This window comes from Streptococcus sp. ZY19097, from assembly GCF_040731245.1.
In the GTDB taxonomy this organism is placed as follows: Bacteria; Bacillota; Bacilli; order Lactobacillales; family Streptococcaceae; genus Streptococcus; species Streptococcus orisratti.
The window spans coordinates 2,522,308-2,540,771 of sequence record NZ_CP160400.1; the positions used below are offsets into that span (position 1 = coordinate 2,522,308).

12 protein-coding genes, 1 tRNA gene, 1 rRNA gene and 4 pseudogenes are annotated in these 18,464 nt (G+C 37.6%); 5 read left to right on the plus strand and 13 right to left on the minus strand.

What is annotated here, in order from left to right:
• Positions 1–120 precede the first annotated feature (120 nt).
• Positions 121–193: transfer RNA gene (locus ABZ559_RS12790), tRNA-Ala, on the minus strand.
• 59 nt (positions 194–252) lie between these two features.
• A 16S ribosomal RNA gene (locus ABZ559_RS12795) occupies positions 253–1,800 on the minus strand.
• A gap of 360 nt (positions 1,801–2,160) precedes the next feature.
• Between ABZ559_RS12795 and ABZ559_RS12800 the strand changes: the two are divergent.
• The 5 genes and pseudogenes from ABZ559_RS12800 to ABZ559_RS12820 form a co-directional block, all read left to right on the plus strand.
• Positions 2,161–2,681 (plus strand): annotated as a pseudogene (locus ABZ559_RS12800) (helix-turn-helix domain-containing protein).
• Positions 2,682–2,867: 186 nt separating this feature from the next.
• Positions 2,868–3,584, plus strand: a pseudogene (locus ABZ559_RS12805) (IS982 family transposase); the annotation flags it as partial.
• A gap of 93 nt (positions 3,585–3,677) precedes the next feature.
• A pseudogene (locus tag ABZ559_RS12810) lies at positions 3,678–3,851 on the plus strand (IS30 family transposase); the annotation flags it as partial.
• An 844-nt stretch (positions 3,852–4,695) separates the two neighbouring features.
• A complete protein-coding gene (locus ABZ559_RS12815; RefSeq protein WP_367006685.1) occupies positions 4,696–5,142 on the plus strand; it encodes a transposase in 447 nt (148 codons plus the stop codon).
• A gap of 57 nt (positions 5,143–5,199) precedes the next feature.
• Positions 5,200–5,379, plus strand: a pseudogene (locus ABZ559_RS12820) (IS3 family transposase); the annotation flags it as partial.
• Between the two features lie 149 nt (positions 5,380–5,528).
• Here ABZ559_RS12820 and ftsH read toward each other — a convergent pair.
• The 11 genes from ftsH to ABZ559_RS12875 all read right to left on the minus strand — a co-directional run bounded on the left by ftsH (position 5,529) and on the right by ABZ559_RS12875 (position 18,348).
• Positions 5,529–7,514 carry an ATP-dependent zinc metalloprotease FtsH gene (gene ftsH, locus ABZ559_RS12825; RefSeq protein ID WP_367006687.1) on the minus strand — a complete coding sequence of 662 codons (1,986 nt, stop codon included), beginning with the start codon at positions 7,512–7,514 and terminating at the stop codon, positions 5,529–5,531.
• Between the two features lie 18 nt (positions 7,515–7,532).
• Positions 7,533–8,075: a hypoxanthine phosphoribosyltransferase gene (gene hpt / locus ABZ559_RS12830; RefSeq protein ID WP_273413319.1), complete on the minus strand. Its 543-nt coding sequence runs from the start codon at positions 8,073–8,075 to the stop codon at positions 7,533–7,535.
• An 8-nt stretch (positions 8,076–8,083) separates the two neighbouring features.
• On the minus strand, positions 8,084–9,349 hold the full coding sequence (gene tilS, locus ABZ559_RS12835) for a tRNA lysidine(34) synthetase TilS (protein WP_026217087.1): 1,266 nt from the start codon (positions 9,347–9,349) through the stop codon (positions 8,084–8,086).
• Between the two features lies 1 nt (position 9,350).
• Positions 9,351–10,637: a serine hydrolase gene (locus ABZ559_RS12840; protein WP_367006688.1), complete on the minus strand. Its 1,287-nt coding sequence runs from the start codon at positions 10,635–10,637 to the stop codon at positions 9,351–9,353.
• Between the two features lie 15 nt (positions 10,638–10,652).
• Positions 10,653–10,772 carry an SP_0009 family protein gene (locus tag ABZ559_RS12845; protein ID WP_018375122.1) on the minus strand — a complete coding sequence of 40 codons (120 nt, stop codon included), beginning with the start codon at positions 10,770–10,772 and terminating at the stop codon, positions 10,653–10,655.
• A 1-nt stretch (position 10,773) separates the two neighbouring features.
• Positions 10,774–11,145 carry a septum formation initiator family protein gene (locus tag ABZ559_RS12850; RefSeq protein WP_367006689.1) on the minus strand — a complete coding sequence of 124 codons (372 nt, stop codon included), beginning with the start codon at positions 11,143–11,145 and terminating at the stop codon, positions 10,774–10,776.
• Entirely contained in the window at positions 11,132–11,404 is a 273-nt protein-coding gene (locus ABZ559_RS12855) for an RNA-binding S4 domain-containing protein (RefSeq protein WP_317335129.1), read from the minus strand. The genes ABZ559_RS12850 and ABZ559_RS12855 overlap by 14 nt, the downstream gene beginning before the upstream one ends.
• Positions 11,405–11,891: 487 nt before the next feature.
• The gene (gene mfd, locus ABZ559_RS12860) at positions 11,892–15,386 is read right to left on the minus strand and encodes a transcription-repair coupling factor (RefSeq protein ID WP_367007664.1); all 3,495 of its coding nucleotides are present in this window, start codon (positions 15,384–15,386) and stop codon (positions 11,892–11,894) included.
• A gap of 4 nt (positions 15,387–15,390) precedes the next feature.
• Positions 15,391–15,960: an aminoacyl-tRNA hydrolase gene (gene pth, locus ABZ559_RS12865; protein WP_277290903.1), complete on the minus strand. Its 570-nt coding sequence runs from the start codon at positions 15,958–15,960 to the stop codon at positions 15,391–15,393.
• Between the two features lie 76 nt (positions 15,961–16,036).
• The gene (gene ychF / locus ABZ559_RS12870; RefSeq protein WP_321056951.1) at positions 16,037–17,152 is read right to left on the minus strand and encodes a redox-regulated ATPase YchF; all 1,116 of its coding nucleotides are present in this window, start codon (positions 17,150–17,152) and stop codon (positions 16,037–16,039) included.
• Positions 17,153–17,397: 245 nt separating this feature from the next.
• Positions 17,398–18,348: a class C sortase gene (locus ABZ559_RS12875; protein ID WP_367006691.1), complete on the minus strand. Its 951-nt coding sequence runs from the start codon at positions 18,346–18,348 to the stop codon at positions 17,398–17,400.
• Between the last annotated feature and the right edge of the window lie 116 nt (positions 18,349–18,464).

The window sequence follows — 18,464 nt, forward strand, 5'->3', positions numbered from 1 at the left end:
AAACTCATTAAATTGTCACAGCGTTTTCGGTTTATTTTCTTGTTACTATTTCATATATTTCTATATGGAATTTGATAGATATTCAATTTTCAATGATCAAACTTGAATCCGTAGATTCAATGGAGCCTAGCGGGATCGAACCGCTGACCTCCTGCGTGCAAAGCAGGCGCTCTCCCAGCTGAGCTAAGGCCCCACAAGACCTCTCAAAACTAAACAAGATCCAACCAAACGTGCTTCCGTTATTTTCCTTAGAAAGGAGGTGATCCAGCCGCACCTTCCGATACGGCTACCTTGTTACGACTTCACCCCAATCATCTATCCCACCTTAGGCGGCTGGCTCCAAAAGGTTACCTCACCGACTTCGGGTGTTACAAACTCTCGTGGTGTGACGGGCGGTGTGTACAAGGCCCGGGAACGTATTCACCGCGGCGTGCTGATCCGCGATTACTAGCGATTCCGACTTCATGTAGGCGAGTTGCAGCCTACAATCCGAACTGAGACTGGCTTTAAGAGATTAGCTTGTCGTCACCGACTTGCGACTCGTTGTACCAGCCATTGTAGCACGTGTGTAGCCCAGGTCATAAGGGGCATGATGATTTGACGTCATCCCCACCTTCCTCCGGTTTATTACCGGCAGTCTCGCTAGAGTGCCCAACTCAATGATGGCAACTAACAATAGGGGTTGCGCTCGTTGCGGGACTTAACCCAACATCTCACGACACGAGCTGACGACAACCATGCACCACCTGTCACCAGTGTTCCGAAGAAAAATCCTATCTCTAGGACGGTCACTGGGATGTCAAGACCTGGTAAGGTTCTTCGCGTTGCTTCGAATTAAACCACATGCTCCACCGCTTGTGCGGGCCCCCGTCAATTCCTTTGAGTTTCAACCTTGCGGTCGTACTCCCCAGGCGGAGTGCTTAATGCGTTAGCTACGGCACTAAGCCCCGGAAAGGGCCTAACACCTAGCACTCATCGTTTACGGCGTGGACTACCAGGGTATCTAATCCTGTTTGCTCCCCACGCTTTCGAGCCTCAGCGTCAGTTACAGACCAGAGAGCCGCTTTCGCCACCGGTGTTCCTCCATATATCTACGCATTTCACCGCTACACATGGAATTCCACTCTCCCCTTCTGCACTCAAGTCCTGCAGTTTCCAAAGCGTACAATGGTTAAGCCACTGCCTTTAACTTCAGACTTACAGAACCGCCTGCGCTCGCTTTACGCCCAATAAATCCGGACAACGCTCGGGACCTACGTATTACCGCGGCTGCTGGCACGTAGTTAGCCGTCCCTTTCTGGTTAGTTACCGTCACTGTGTGAACTTTCCACTCTCACACACGTTCTTCTCTAACAACAGAGCTTTACGATCCGAAAACCTTCTTCACTCACGCGGCGTTGCTCGGTCAGGGTTCCCCCCATTGCCGAAGATTCCCTACTGCTGCCTCCCGTAGGAGTCTGGGCCGTGTCTCAGTCCCAGTGTGGCCGATCACCCTCTCAGGTCGGCTATGTATCGTCGCCTTGGTGAGCCTTTACCTCACCAACTAGCTAATACAACGCAGGTCCATCTCATAGTGAAGCAATTGCCCCTTTCAAGCCTCTAACATGAGTTAAAGACTATTATGCGGTATTAGCTATCGTTTCCAATAGTTATCCCCCGCTATGAGGTAGGTTACCTACGCGTTACTCACCCGTTCGCAACTCATCCATCCGGTGCAAGCACCAGACTTCAGCGTTCTACTTGCATGTATTAGGCACGCCGCCAGCGTTCGTCCTGAGCCAGGATCAAACTCTCATTTAAAAGTTTGAGCTTGCGCTCGTGTCATTGCTGACTTATTGTTTCTTGACAGGTTACTTCCGTAACCCGCACGTTTGGTTCGTCTTCTTGTTCAGTTCTCAAAGGTCTTCGCCTCTCTCGAGACAACTTCTTTATTCTATCAAACTTCTTCTAACTTGTCAACTACTTTTTTTAACTTTTTTTCTTCCGTAGTGACTTCCTGTTTGACAGCTATGTCAGTATAGCAAACTTCTTGTGCTTTTGTCAACTATTTTTTTCCTCCTAAATTCTCAAAGTAAGTTCTAGTCTAACACCAAAACTGGAAATTAGACTGAGACAAAAAAATAAGGTAGAACTTACTATGGGACAAGTTGGTAACTGACAATGAAAAACAAACACTTAACTCTCTCTGATCGCAATGATATTCAAGTAGGAATTGAACAGCTCAAGACATTCTCAGCTATAGCATCTAAGTTAGGAAAAGACCCGTCCACAATCTCAAAAGAAGTTCGCAGAAATCGAGTGGTTAAAGAAAATTCTGTGACATCTAATTGTGAGGCCTGCCCTCTACTCAAAAAGGCTCCTTACGTTTGTAATGCCTGTCCGAAAAAGAGAAGCAATTGCGGATACCAGAAACAGTTCTACTACGCCAGGGGAGAATTGAGAAGAATCACACACTTATCAGAGATATTCTTCCTAAAGGCAGTTCTTTTGACAACTTGACACAGGAAGATATCAACCTAGTTTGTTCGCATGTCAACAGCGTCAAACGGGCGTCTTTCAACGGAAAATCGGCTTATGAACTCTTTACATTTACCTACGGTGAGGAATTGGCAACACTTCTGGGTATCTCTAAAATTGACCCTGAGAACGTCATCCAATCACCACGATTATTAGATAAGTAATCGCTAGTTTTTATCATAAAAACTAATCAAAAATAGAAAGGAACTTGTCCCATCCCAAATTCCAGATAGCTAGAACTTACTTTGAGACATCTCAGAGCCAGTAACTTTAGTGTACCCTTTTTTTCAACATTTTCAAGCCAAAAACACCCTTGAAGCCTCATTTTAGGCAAAAACAGAACTTAGTCTTGCCCAACTCCTTTCAAATATCGGCGTAATGTTGGCTTAGTCAAAGTTTCAGATGAATCGCTCCTTGTCTGGCTTTTGTTACAAGCTGAACTAGGCCTGATATCACAACGCCATTTCTACACCATCTGCCCCCTCTTTCCTTGTGGTCAGTTACTAGAACGAAGTCGTTTCAATCGTCGGTCTAGACAATTGATCTGGCTAGTCCAATTAATCCGAAAAGCTATGAGTGACATGCTTCCATCTGATAGGCTAGCCATTATAGATAGTTTTCCTTTGCCACTTTGCCAACTTGTTCGCAATCACAGAGCTACCATTTTTAAAGGATTAGCCGATATTGGTTACAACGCCTCTAAACATCTTTGGTTCTACGGTTTTAAGGTTCATATGCTGATGACCTTATCTGGTTATATTCTAAATCATGTTGTCATGTCAGCTTCTGTTCAAAATATCAAAGTGGTGGATGGATTGTTGGAAGGTTGCCAGCAATCTGTGATTCTAGCAGATTTAGGATATCTCAGTCAGGAGCTAAAAGACAGCTTGAAACTAAGAGGGTATCACTTATGAACCCCACTGCATCAGAACATGGAAGGAGCTAGCCGGCATAACAATTGGAGATTATTAGCTATGGGACCGGCTATTGAAACGCACTTTTTGAGCTATGCACTCCTGTTTGATATGGAACAAACCTTTGCCAGAGGACTAACGTGACTACAGTAGTTGAGGATGGAACAAATCGTTTTAGCTTATAACCTAAGATATTTTGTGATGAACTAGCACCACGGGTGTAATTCTACTATCTCTCGTGAAATCAAACGAGGGTCTAACGAAAACTTTAATGGTATATTGAGAGCGTTTATCCCAAAAGTAATATCACCGGGAGTACTGACTTTAGGTGATTTGGAAACTTACACATAAGCTATCAATAATAGACCTAGAAAACTACTTAATTACAATTCTGCTAAAAAGCTGTTCGAGCGAGTTTGAACAGTTTGAGAGAACGACATGAGGCTGGGCATTTAGAATTGTGTAATCCAAGTGACCATGGAGCTCTAAATGAATTCCCATATCATACTTATTTAGTGATAATGATATTTTTACCTTTAATTCCGAGAAAATTTGTGATAAGATCTTCACTTTTCTATTTCTAGACTCAGGAATCCGTTCTAATGTGAGTTTTGTCGCTTTTCACCATAGAATGTATGAAACTTTTTTCAAAAGGCTCGGAATCTCAATAGTAGGTTTACCCCCTACACACAAGTAGGGGTTCCCTCTCATACCACCGTACATGCCGTTCGGCACACGGCGAGAGTATATAGAATCCCCCACCCTCAGATATTATAGTCGTTCTATTTGTGCTGTCCTATATTTTCGAACAATAGTCATCATTTACATTTTCTAGCTACCGTCTTTTCAGACTAAAATAAATAGACAACTCCTCTCTGAGTGATAATCATTTATTTGTTCAGTCCTCGATCAGCTTCCATTACAGAAACTTCATCACTACTATGGCTTTGGCTGACTTCTTGTCGTTCGTTGTTACAAGGTTATTACCTCGACAAGACCTCGCGGGATAAGTCATATATCTTTCCTCGTTTACACAAGATATAAAAATATTAGTCAGAATTCAATGATACTCGTGATTTACATACATAGGTTACGACTACCTTTTTGGACTTTAGTGTTTGTCGTCACCTCACAATAGTCAAGATTGGGAATCACTGTTGGGTTCATGAGTAGCGGGTGCTCCCATCTGTTTGGGCAGCGCTCAAAAAAGTGAACATCACTTTAAAAAAAGACCACAACCTATAAGGAACAAGATAGCGAAAAAGTGAGATGCTATCTTGATGGTTTAACCTGCTTTCCTAATACACTGATTGTTTATATTGATGATACTGGCATTGATACTTATCTTTACCATCACAAAGCTGGAGCAGCTCGAGGGGAGAACGGGTACGCCAAGGTCAGTGGACGCAGATTCGAAAGAATTTCTGTAGTAGCAGGTCAAATTGGCTCCCAAATTGTAGCTCCCTTGCTCTATCATGGAACAATGACAGGTGAACTTTTTACCAAATGGTATCAAGAACACCTATTGCCATCTTTAACGGAACCTCATGTCATTATTATGGATAATGCGACTTTTTATCCTAAGAAACAACTGGATGAACTTGCACTGGCTAAGGGGCATTATTTTCTTCCACTTCCCCCTTATTCCCCTGACCTTAACCCAATTGAACGATTCTTGGCTGGCTTGAAAAGAAAGTTGTTGAACTGTTGAGACAATTCGGTTCAGTCGAGTATTGTTTGGAATACTATTTTAAAACTAAATAACTATAATGCACCAATTGACTTTGGATATTTTAAGACAGCGTGCTATGATTTGAAGAAGTATAAAACCTTTGAGGAGCTGGCATCAGATATTGATGCCTACATCTATTTCTACAATCGCTAGCAGTTTCAAGAGCGCAACAACGGCCTTGCCCCTCTTGAAATGAGGAACAAGGCCGTTGCCTAATCTTTTATTATTTCATTATCCACTTGACAAGGAGCAGTTCAGATAAAAAACCAGTTTTTCAGACACAAGCTATATTTGTCAACTATTTTCCAAACTGAATTTGCTCATTTTTATCTGATAAAGTTCCCCATGCTTTCATCTTTACCCAATTATAAATCGTTCTTTATTTTCTCAGAAGTCATTTTTTCTTTGATTTCATCGTAAGAAAGTGCATGTGCTTCTTCTGTATCATTTTCTAACTCATCAGGCATTTTTCCTGTTTCAAAAATTGACTTGATTTGTGCAGCATCAAGTGTTTCGTACTTAAGAAGTGCTTCAGCGATGAGTTTGTGAGCTTCACGGTTACTTTGAATGATATCAGCAGCTTTATTTCTTGCTTCATTAAGTAAATCACGTACCTCATCATCAATCATCTTAGCAGTTTCTTCAGAATAAGTCTTTTCTGGACTAATTTGACCGGCCATCATTGTATGGTTTCCAGCATATTGGACAGGACCTAGTTTTTCACTCATACCATATTCTGTTACCATAGCCCGTGCCATAGCACTTGCTTGTTCAAAATCATTTGAAGCACCTGTCGTTTGAGCATTGAAGATAATTTCTTCAGCTACACGGCCACCCATCAAACCAGCTAGTTGTTCTTTCATATCATCTTTTGAAAGAAGCATTTGATCTTCTTTAGGTAAGGCAATCATATAGCCACCCGCACGACCACGTGGAACAATGGTTACCTTATGAACAACACGAGCATTTGAAAGTATCAAACCAACGATGGTATGACCAGCTTCATGATAAGCGACCATTTGACGTTCTTTTTCAGAAATTGAGCGATCTTTCTTAGATGGTCCTGCAATCACACGATCCTCAGCCTCATCGATATCGGAAGCATCAATAATTTTTTTATTGCGACGAGCGGCAACAAGTGCTGCTTCGTTCAAAACGTTTTCAAGGTCTGCACCAACAAATCCTGGGGTTTGTTGAGCGACTACTTTTAAATCAACGTCATCTGCAAGTGGTTTATTTTTCGCATGGACACGTAAAATAGCTTCACGGCCTTTCACATCAGGGCTACCTACAAGTACTTTACGGTCAAATCGTCCTGGACGAAGAAGAGCTGGGTCAAGGACGTCACTACGGTTTGTTGCTGCGATGACAATAATGCTTTCATTACCCTCAAAACCGTCCATCTCAATCAAAAGTTGGTTAAGGGTTTGCTCGCGTTCATCATTGCCGCCACCCATACCAGCACCACGACGGCGTCCGACAGCATCAATTTCGTCAATAAAGATGATTGCGCGCTCTGCTTTTTTAGCATCCTCAAATAGAGAGCGCACACGACTGGCACCGACACCAACAAACATTTCTACAAAGTCTGAACCTGAGATGGAGAAAAATGGAACTCCTGCTTCACCTGCGACAGCTTTTGCTAAAAGTGTCTTACCAGTCCCTGGAGGCCCCTCAAGAAGAACTCCGGCTGGAATACGAGCACCAAGTGCTTTATATTTTTTCGGATTTTTAAGAAAATCAACAACTTCAACAAGCTCTTGCTTTTCTTCCTCGGCACCAGCAACATCAGAAAAACGAACTTTAACATCGCCTTTATTTTGAGAACGTGCTTTATTTTTTCCGAAACTCATTGCACCACGAGCGCCAGCACCACCTTGATTCATCATCATCATCATGAAAATTGCAAAAATCAATAATGGGAGGAAGCTAACTAGGTAACTAATCCATGTACCACTTGAACTTTCTGGTTTTACTGATACTTTAACATTAGCATCTTCTGCAGCACTCGTAATCTTATCGACGGAGGAGTCACTTGGCAAGATAATGGAAGTAAAACGAGAAACTTTTGTTGTGCTAGAACCTTCTAAAAACGAGAAATTTGAAGTAGTCTCCACGCTTTGAGATTTTTTGTATTCTCCACTAATTTCAATGATACTTCCGCTAGGCTGATACGTGATAGACTTAATGTCTCCAGCTTTGATTTGCTTAACTAACGTAGAGTAATTAATTTGCTGACTTTGTGTATTTGTTCCTCTGAGATAGTATTGGAAGGCTGTAATGAGCGCTACAATGACTAAAATATAAACAAAGGAATTTCGCACAAAGCCGTTATTCTTATTATTTTTCATATAATACTAATCGACTTTCTATTTTGAATAAACTTCTTCTTTTAGAACTCCCACATAGGGCAGATTACGATAATTTTCAGCATAGTCTAAACCAAAACCAACAATAAATTCATTTGGCACATTGTAGCAAACATAATCAGCGTCAATTTCTACAACACGACCTTCTGGTTTATCAAACAAGGTAACAATTTTAACTGATTTTGCTTGACGGTATTTAAACATATCTCTGAGATACTTTAATGTACGTCCTGTATCAATGATATCTTCAACAAAAATAATGTCTCGTCCTTCAACGTTGGTGTCAACATCCTTGAGAATTTTAACTTCTCCGCTGCTGGTGGTTCCTCCTTGATAGCTTGACACAACCATGAAATCAATTTCTACATGCGTATCAATATGCTTCATTAATTCTGCCATAAAAGGAACTGAACCTTTTAAAACACCTACTAAAAGTGGATTTCTGTCTTGATAATCCTTTGTTAACTGCGCACCAAGCTCTTTGGTTTTTGCAATGATTTCTTCTTCTGAGTACAGAATTTTTTGAATGTCTTGTTCTAGCATAGCATCACCTATTCTATTTTTTCAATATACAGTTTAGCTTTCATTATACCATCTTTAGAGGCTTTTCTCAAATAAGTTTTACCATCAACAAGCACAAAAATGATTTTTCCGTCTTGTTCTCCAACAATAGCTTCTTGGCGGGCTTGTGTTGAAATCTTATTATCAATAAACAAACGCCTGAGTTTCTTTGAAAAACTTCCAAAGTCAATTTTATCTCCAGCTTTACGTTGTCTTAATAATATTGGAGCTGTATTTTCTATAAAAATCTCCTGAAAAACCTTAGATAGTTTGTGAAATGAAAATCGATACTGACCATATTTGACTATATTGTCATATTCTAGCACTTTTTCAGTTTTCTCCCTATACGTCTTAGGACTGATTTTTTCAATGCTAAAAACCTCAGCAGTCTTTTTTAAAAAATAACCATTTTTTATAGGGTAATTCAGAGAATCTTTTGTCCGAACAAAATTTAACATCTCTTGAAATTGCTCTCGTGAAAGATGTAAGTCTGGAAAATTTTCCAAATAATTTTGTAATAGCAGTTCCTGAACTGCTGATGACTGTTTTAAAAAGGTTTGGCAGTTGGTCACATCAATCCCTACTGTCAGATCCTGGAAAGCCTGAAAAACTAATTGACTTTCATAAGCAAGGTGATTTAAAGCTAACTTAAATTGGGGATTTTCTTCTTCAAGCATGGGAAAGTAACTATTACGGATGCGATTTCTTAGATAATGGGGAGAAGCATTAGAAGAATCCTCAAAATGAAAGATATCTGGTAATTCTGATTTTGATAGACTTAAAAAAGGTCTAATAAGTTGTCCATTTCCAAAATTCTGAACGGATTTTATACCTCTTAGATGACGCAGGCGACTACCTCGTAACAGGCGCATAAAAACAGTCTCTGCCTGATCATCTGCATGATGTGCTGTAACTAAGGCAGTGTAATTGTAATCCTGCATCACTTGTTTAAAAAATTCATATCGAAAGTCACGCGCAGCCTTCTCTGAAAAAATGCCAGAAAAATTTGAGACATAGATAGGTAATCTATGTTCTTGAGCAAAACGTCTGAGAAAATCCTCTTCCATTTCAGATTCGGGACGCTGTTTATGATTAATATGGGCTATTCCAATCTCAATGTCAAGATTTTCTCGGTATAAATACAAAAAGTGCAGCAGATTCATAGAATCTACTCCACCGGAAACAGCTATTAAAACCTTTTTATGGTGGTCAAAATATGCTTTTTTCTGAATGTCTTTTAATAATTTAGCGTACATGTTATTTTAAGATACTGTAAACATCGTTAGCGATGTTTGTAATGTCCTGGTAAGAAGAGTTATTGGTAAAAATAGATAATATGAAAGGTTTGTTGGTATAAACAATGGCAACATCATGCTTATAATCATAAGCATCACCAATTTTATGAGCAACCTGAACGGTGATATCTTTAGAAATACGTTCGTTATCAAATTCTGTCTCAGAAAGATAATTGATAATTTGTCCATTTTGATAGAAGATAGCCTCCAGTAAATCAGCTGCTTCTTTAGAAGACATTTGACGTTCTTTCATATCAAAGGAGTCACCTAGGATTGATGATATTTCAGTCTCAAAACTCTTATCGTACTGATTAGCGACATAATAGCCCAATATATTAGTTGCTACATTATCTGAATGCTGTGCAACTTCTTTTAATAGGTTATCCACACTATAATCTTTGTTATCTGCTGATTTAACCATTTTGCCACTGCCACCAGGGTCATAGGCTTTAGAAAATTGATTAACTGCATCAATATATTTAAAGCTGTCAGTAGTCTTAATATTAGCTTCTTGAATCTGCTCTTGAGTGTAGTAGAGAGTTGCTAACTTGGCAATGCTTGCTGCATACATTTTTTCATTTTGATTAATTCCTGCAGTTAGTCCAGTATCCAGCTGCTTAACAAAAATACTAAAATCAGACTTGTTATATTTCTGCGACAAGACTTTTTGAACTTTTTCTATACGATTATCATTTTTAGAAAGAAATTCTTCAGAAATCCAACCCTTGCCATTAATTTTATAATAACTACCATGCTCAGTAACCGCATGTTGGCTGACAGTCACCTGACTGTATGCAACTAGATCAGATCTGACAGTCTTACTTCCTAAAACATAGGGGGTGTCATAAAGAATAAACCCGTCTTTTAGCCAATAATTTTCATTAATAGATTCCTGTCTAAGAATCACATCGTCATAAATAGATTGATGACTAGCCTCTAGATATGTTCCATCTGATAATTCAAAAACAGGAATTGATTGAGCGTTAACTTTCAAATCAATAATTTTAAGTGCTTTGTCTGGCAGCAAAATTTTATCTTGAACCGTTAAGTTCTCATCTTTATAAGAAGCTGTCTCCTGATAAAGATTGGGATTTGACGGAATATTTTCAAAGTAGGTAGACTCAGTCACAACATCAGCGGTTAGATGGTATTTATCTATATTAGATAGAACTGGTGTTTTTTCCGTACTAATCACGGAAAAAGGAGACAAAAAAAACGGTATTAGCATGACAGCAAATAGTTTTTTCACAGACTCCTCCTTCCATTAATTTGTATCATTTTGATGATTTTCTTCTCTTAATTTTTGATTTTTCTCAGCTAATTCCTCTAACTTTTCATCTGAATAAGCTAAAAATTTTTCAATCGTTTCTATTAAATGTTCCATTTTATTTTGGTAATAAACTTGGTACAGGGTATATTGTTTCCCCTTGCCGTGCTAAATAATACTTTGCTCGCGCATATTTTTCAACATAATCTTCGTTTTTTAATTGCTCAACTAACAACTTTTCTTGCTGGGTTTCTTTAGTTAAACTTTGATATTCTTTAGTTAATTTGACAACTTCATCTTTGCGTTCTTGCAAATTTCTATAACTGCTGACCAAATTGTAAGCTGGCAAAATAAATAAAAGCATAACGAAAACCAAAACAGTTCCCATAAAACGATTTTTTTTGCGATTTTCTTCTTCTTTGTAACGTTTTTTGAGATTTTCATCAGTGATGTACTGATTATTCAACTGAACAATATTAGGCTTTTTCATCTGTTTCAATCCTTGTTTCACTGACGATTTCATACATCTTAGACGCATCTTCTTTTTTGGTACTGTCTTTTATTTCCAGCACACGAACAGTTAAAAGTTTATTACCAAAACGCACTTCTACTTCGTCATTAATTTTTAAATCAGTTGATGATTTAGCTAAAATACCGTTGACCTTAACACGTCCTTTATCAGCAACTTCTTTAGCTACAGGACGACGCTTGATGATACGTGAGACTTTCAAGTATTTATCTAATCGCATACTTTCTCCCTTCAAAACTGTCAATCACTTTCATTTTATCACTTTTTTTGAAAAATAGCAGAGCTACATAGCATTTGTCAATAGAATGTAATAAAAAGAGAGTCTAAAAACTCTCTTGATTACCAAAATATCAAATCATAGACAACAGTACCTACAAGGAAAATAAGCCACACATCAAGGCAAATATTAAACTAATTGTAAACCAAATTTTACTTAAAACAGTTGATTTAATAAGTCTTTAAAACATCTGCTTAGACAGTCAAAAAAAAAAATACTATCTCAAGTAAATCAGAGTTTTCAGGAAATTTATACAACATTGCTATTGAAGTACAAGGAGTTACAGCAACAAAATAGTTCAGTATTTCCCTTCAGGAATACAAAGGAGACTCCCAACTTAAATAAATTAGGAGTCTCAGGAGATTTATGAAAAAGAAAAGTTTTAGGATGGTTATAGTATATGATTCCTTGCTTAAATTTTTCTTAACAATCAATTTTTTTGTTGACGATTTTTAATTTCTGCAAATCCTTGTCCAAATTTGAGAAGTTCCTCAAGGATTTCATAATTTTTCTTTTGACAAACATTGAAAATAATCTCCATTTTACCTTTATTTTCACTTATTTGCGCCTTCAAATTAGTTTTGGACAAGGCTTCAAAATAATCCTGTGTCAAAAATAAAGCTAACGAGGCTTTTTCAAAACGAACAGTTACCCTATCTTGTTTACGCTCTACTAATTCAACAAATATGGAATCCATATAGTATTTTAAGAGCCCAATTTCAATGAGATAGGCAACTTGATCTGGGTATTCGCCAAAACGATCAATAAGCTCATCTTGTAAATTCTGATAATCTTCTTGTCCTTCAATTGAACGAATACGTTTGTAAATATCGATTTTTTGCCGTTCATCATTTATATAATCATTTGGCAGATAAGCATCAATTTGTAGATTTATTTCTGCATTACTCTTACGACGGACAGTTGATTTTCCCTGCTTCTTAGCAATAGCCTCTTCAAGCAACTGAGAGTACATCTCAAAACCGACTGAATCAATAAATCCGCTCTGTGATGCTCCTAAGATATTTCCTGCTCCACGGATTGACAAATCACGCATGGCAATTTTAAAACCAGAACCAAGCTCTGTAAAGCCTTTTATGGCATCCAGGCGCTTTTCTGAAATCTCTGTCAACACTTTATCTGGACGATACATAAGGTAGGCGTAAGCAATACGATTAGAACGGCCAACACGACCCCTAAGTTGATACAATGTTGACAATCCCATGTGGTCAGCATTCTCAATAAAGAGAGTATTAACATTTGAAATATCTACACCTGTCTCAATGATTGTTGTTGCAACCAATACATCATAAACACCATCAATAAAGTCCATTAGTGTATTTTCAAGCTGAATCTCACTCATCTGACCATGAACAAAGCCAATTGAGGCCTCTGGAACGAGTTCTTGTAATTCAGCCACTTTCTGATCAATAGTGTCAACACGATTGTAAACGTAAAAAATCTGTCCTCCACGATCCATTTCACGTATAATAGCTTCCCGAACTAGCCCAGGGTTTGTTTCGAGAACATATGTTTGAACAGGATAACGATTTGTAGGTGGTGTTTCAATAACAGATAAATCTCGAATTCCTAGCATTGACATATGAAGAGTACGAGGAATTGGAGTTGCTGTTAAAGTCAAAACATCAACCCTCGTCTTTAGCTCTTTAAGCTTCTCCTTGTGTTTAACCCCAAAGCGTTGCTCCTCATCAATAACAATAAGACCCAAATCAGAAAACTCAACATCTTTGGAGAGGAGACGGTGTGTTCCAATAATAATATCAACCTGTCCTTGTTTAAGTTTTTCCAGAGTTTCATTCTGCTCTTTTTTACTACGAAAACGACTAAGTACATCAACATTAACAGGATAGTTATCAAATCGCTCTGCAAAATTAGTATAATGCTGTTGAGCAAGGACTGTTGTTGGTACCAAAACAGCTACTTGTTTATGATCTTTAACCGCTTTGAAAGCAGCTCGCATAGCTACCTCTGTCTTACCAAAACCAACATCGCCAACAAGCAGACGATCCATCGGTTTGTTGTCTTCCATGTCATGCTTGATTTCCATAATAGAACGCAGCTGGTCTTCTGTTTCAACATAAGCAAAATCGTCATCAAATTCACGCTGAAAGTCGTCATCTGGAGAAAAGGCAAATCCCTTCAGTTGACTACGTTCCGCATATAACCTTAGTAAGTCATCTGCTATATCTTCAACTTGTTTTGTAACTTTTTGCTTTGTTTTCTGAAAACGTCCATCATTAAGTTTATTGATTTTAGGCTCTTTTCCATCTGCTGAAACATATTTTGACAGACTCTCAATCTGTTCAACAGGCAAAGAAATCTTAGCTGAATCTTGATACTGGATACTCAAATAATCCCTATGAGTTCCATGAATCTCTATTGTTTCAATACCTAAAAATTTTCCAATTCCATGGACATGGTGAACGACATAGTCACCTTTTGATAACTCATTGTAATCCTTGAGGCGTTCTGCATTACTAATATTAGAGCGACGAATTTTACGCTTAATTTTCTTATGATAAATTTCATGCTCTGTAATCAGAACAACCTTCTCATCAGCAAAATAAAATCCTGTTGCCAGATTTCCAATAATCAGCTGAGCTTCTTTCGGAGTAATATCATTGACATCACTGATAGGTAATTCTAAATCATATTCTTGTAAATTTTCTTGTAAACGTTCTAAACCATGCTGAGAATCTGCTTGCAACAAAATTGTAACATTGGATTTCTGATAACGACGAATTTCATCAATTAGAAGAGGAAATTGATTGAAAAATTCTTGCATTGGATATTGTGTAAAGTTATGTAACTTATCAAATTTAAGATTACCAAGTCCCTTGTGAAAATTTGAAAAGAAAGTTGCTGGTTGATAGTTCTTCAAGTCTTTATAAACATCAGCAAAATAGTCTAAACTTGACACTGCTTTACCTTTTTGTAAATCTTCTGTCAAGAGATTAGCAATTTCTAAATCAAACTTGGCATTACGATCAACAATTTTTTGAAAGTCATCAAAAAACACTGGGATTTTTTTAGGAATATAATCTAATAACGTCCATTTTTTTTCATAAAATAAAGAAGAAAAGCGTCTCACATCTTGATGTTTAAAGTGATTTCTGGTTGCTGATAAGAGTTCTTCCAAATAGCTTTTTGAATCCTTACTAGCTAATTGATAATGATGCTCTAATTTAGATACTGCTCTGTTAAAATCATCGGCAGTCAAAATCATATCATCTGCTGCTGCTAATTCAATATTTTCTAAACTAGTTAGAGACGTTTGACTTTCCACATCAAACTGACGAATACCATCAATTTCATCACCAAAAAATTCAACTCGATAAGGGATCTCCTCTGTAATCTCGTAAATATCTAAAATGTCACCGCGATGACTAAATTCACCTGGACTAGAAACCTGAGACACTTTTTGATAGCCGATGGTTGACAATGTTTTTACTAGAGTGTCAAGTTCATATTCATTACCTACCGACAGCGAAATCTGGCTCTTACTGTATGTCTCTGGGCTGGGAAGTAAGATGCGCATTCCTGTCAAACTAGTAATTAGTACGCCAGTCTGATTTTCATCCATCAGAAAATTTAGACTTGTTAATCTTGAAATAGCTTTATCAAGTGAAGCAAAAATAAACTCTGCCGCTGCTACATCATCTGCAAAAAATTGATAGACTTTTTCCTCACCAATAAGACTAGAGAGATCACTTGCCAATTTCTCTGACTCATTCTGAGTAGGAGTCACCACAACTATCTTTCCATTATTTTCTTGGAATGCTGAAGCGATAGCTACCGCCTTACTCGAACCTGAAAATCCCATAACAAGCTGACGACCAAAACTTGTCAGTTGGGTTTGCCATTCTTTGATAGCTTTATTTTGATTAAATAAATCACTAATATTCATCTTTTTAACCATTAAACTTTCGCATGACTTTTTCAAAATCACTTTCTTGTAAATAAAAATTGACAGCCTTGTCAACCTTATTTAGAGCATTAGAAATTAAAATAGCTTCATCATCCTTAAACTTTCCAAGAACATGATTAATCACTGTCATTCCTGGTGCTGGACGACCAATACCAATTTTAAGACGATTAAATTCTTGACTACCAATATGGGCTATAATGGATTTTATACCATTATGGCCACCTGCAGAACCTTTTTGACGGAAACGTATTTTTCCAACCTCCATATCTAAATCATCATAAATCACTAATAAATCTTCAATAGGAATATTGTAATAAGTTAAAAGTGCTTTAACTGCTAACCCCGAATTATTCATAAAAGTTATTGGTTTTACAAAATAAATTTTTTCTCCATTTAAAAATGTTGAGCCTATTAAAGCTTTAAAATTTTTATCTTCTGTAAAGTTGATGTCAATTTCATTGACAATTTTGTCAACAACCATAAAACCAATATTATGGCGTGTATTTTCATATTTTGAGCCTGGATTTCCCAAACCCACAATCATTTTTACCATTGTATTTTCCTTTCAAAACAGCAAAAGGACTGAAAAAAATTTTTTTCAGTCAAGTTTCAATTGTAATTAACGAGGGTTAAACATTAAAGCGGAACTCCATAATATCACCGTCTTGAACAATATATTCTTTTCCTTCTTCACGTAGACGACCTGCCTCTTTGACTGCTTTTTCAGAGCCATACTTGATAAGATCATCATAGGACATGGTCACCGCACGAATGAATCCACGTTCAAAGTCTGAGTGGATAATTCCAGCTGCTTGAGGAGCCTTGATACCTCGTTTGAAAGTCCAAGCACGTACTTCCTTTTCTCCTGCTGTAAAGTAAGTACCAAGACCAAGCAAATGGTAGGCAGCACGCGTCAACTTGTCCACACCTGATTCTGTCAAACCGAGGGCTTCTAAAAATTCACCCCTGTCCTCGTCATCTAGTTCAGAAATTTCCTCTTCAGCACGCGCTGAGATGACAACAACTTCTGCATTTTCAGTAGCCGCAAATTCTCGAATTTGTTGAACATATTTGATGTTGTCTGGATTGGCAACTTTATCTTCATCAACATTAGCCACATAAAGAACTGGTTTAGTCGTTAAAAGAAAAAGTTGCTTAACGATTTTTTGCTCATCATCTGTAAATTCAACAGTACGAGCTGACTTGCCATCTTCCAAAACTGGTTTAATTTTTTGAAGTACATTAAATTCTGCAAGAGAATCTTTATCTTTTTGAGTACGAGCAATTTTTTCTACACGTGCGTAGCGTTTGTTAATAGACTCAAGGTCTGCCAAAATCAATTCCAAATTGATTGTTTCAATATCTGCTATTGGATCCACAAATTCGGATTCACGTCCTTGTTCACGCATAACATTTTCATCATCAAAGGCACGGACCACATGAACAATAGCATCAACCTCACGGATATTAGCTAAGAATTTGTTTCCAAGCCCCTCACCCTTAGAAGCACCTTTTACGATGCCCGCAATATCGGTAAATTCAAAAGTGGTTGGTACTGTCTTTTTAGGGGTAATGAGCTCTGTCAACTTCTGTAAACGCTCATCTGGAACTTCTACCATGCCGACATTTGGATCAATAGTCGCAAATGGGTAGTTGGCAGCTTCTGCACCTGCCTTTGTAATTGCATTGAATAGGGTTGACTTACCAACGTTTGGTAAACCAACGATACCTGCTGTTAAAGCCATTTTTTTACTCTCCAATTAAAAATTCAATCGTAATTATTATATCAAAAATATAGTAAAAGGAAAAACATTATCTAGAATGAAGGTAGCTAGTTGAAAAGTATGAAAACATCCCATAGCACTTTTTAATCCATATTGAAGAAGCTGTATGAATTTAATAAACTAATATTCACCAAGTATTTAGATCAATTTAGATTTTTCTTCTATACAGTAACTTTTAAGATCCATTGATACTAATATTTTTAACTTTATTTGTGATAGTGATTTTTCATATATTTTTTCATGATTAACAAAATATCTTGATAAGTTTTAATTTGTGTTTGAGGTGATACTTTGAGTCCTTTTTCGGTAAGGTATTTCTGAGCTTGATCAAGATGTTTTTCCTGATAACGATGGCTTGTCACAGCTAAAATGTAAGCAACTAACAAAATAAATATCGGTACAGCAATAAATGGTGCAATATAGATAGGTTTTATTTGTACAGCATCAGAAGTAATTTGAGCATCACCGTCACTATTTTTGATACGATGACCACGTACTAAAAGACGGTGGGTGTTAATTCCATAGGGAGTGCATGTCACCAAGGTAACATAATCTTGCTCAGAATCTATGGTTAGACTGGATAAATCTGTTGGTTCTACGACACGAATTTGGTCAACTTGGTAGGTTAGCGTTTCATTAAGAATGTGAATGGTAAAAATATCTCCTTCACGCAGTTGGTCAAGGTCTGAAAAAAGCTTTGCAGAAGGCAAACCGCGGTGTCCAGACAAAACGCTGTGTGTCCCTTTACCACCGACTGGCAAGGAAGTACCTTCAAGATGTCCGATAGAAGTCTGAAGAACTGACTCATCTGTTCCGTGGAAGATGGATAATTTAACATTGATTTTAGGAATTTCAATGTAGCCCATAATACCATTTTTATTGAAATTTAATTCTGAATTATAGGCAGCCTTATCTTGATCTGAGAAATTCCAGTTGATACCGTGAGTCGCATTATAATTTTTAGCACTTGCTAAAATGCTTGCATAATCTGTTTCTGACATTTTTGAAACACTCTCAGAGTAAGACATGATAGCTTCTGATTGGTGGAAAGAATTCCAATAATCACTGACTGAAGGATAGGCCAATAAAGCAAAACCTAGCAAAAAGACAAGTGGCATGATAACAGATTTCCATCGCTGCTTTACCCGATTTCCCATAGATGAGCTCCTTTCTAAAAAATATCTCTTGTCCCCACACTTCCACAGTTTAGCCATTATCCCTTAAAAAAAAACATTAAACCATAGAAGTCTAGGGACACCTAGACCAAAAAAAT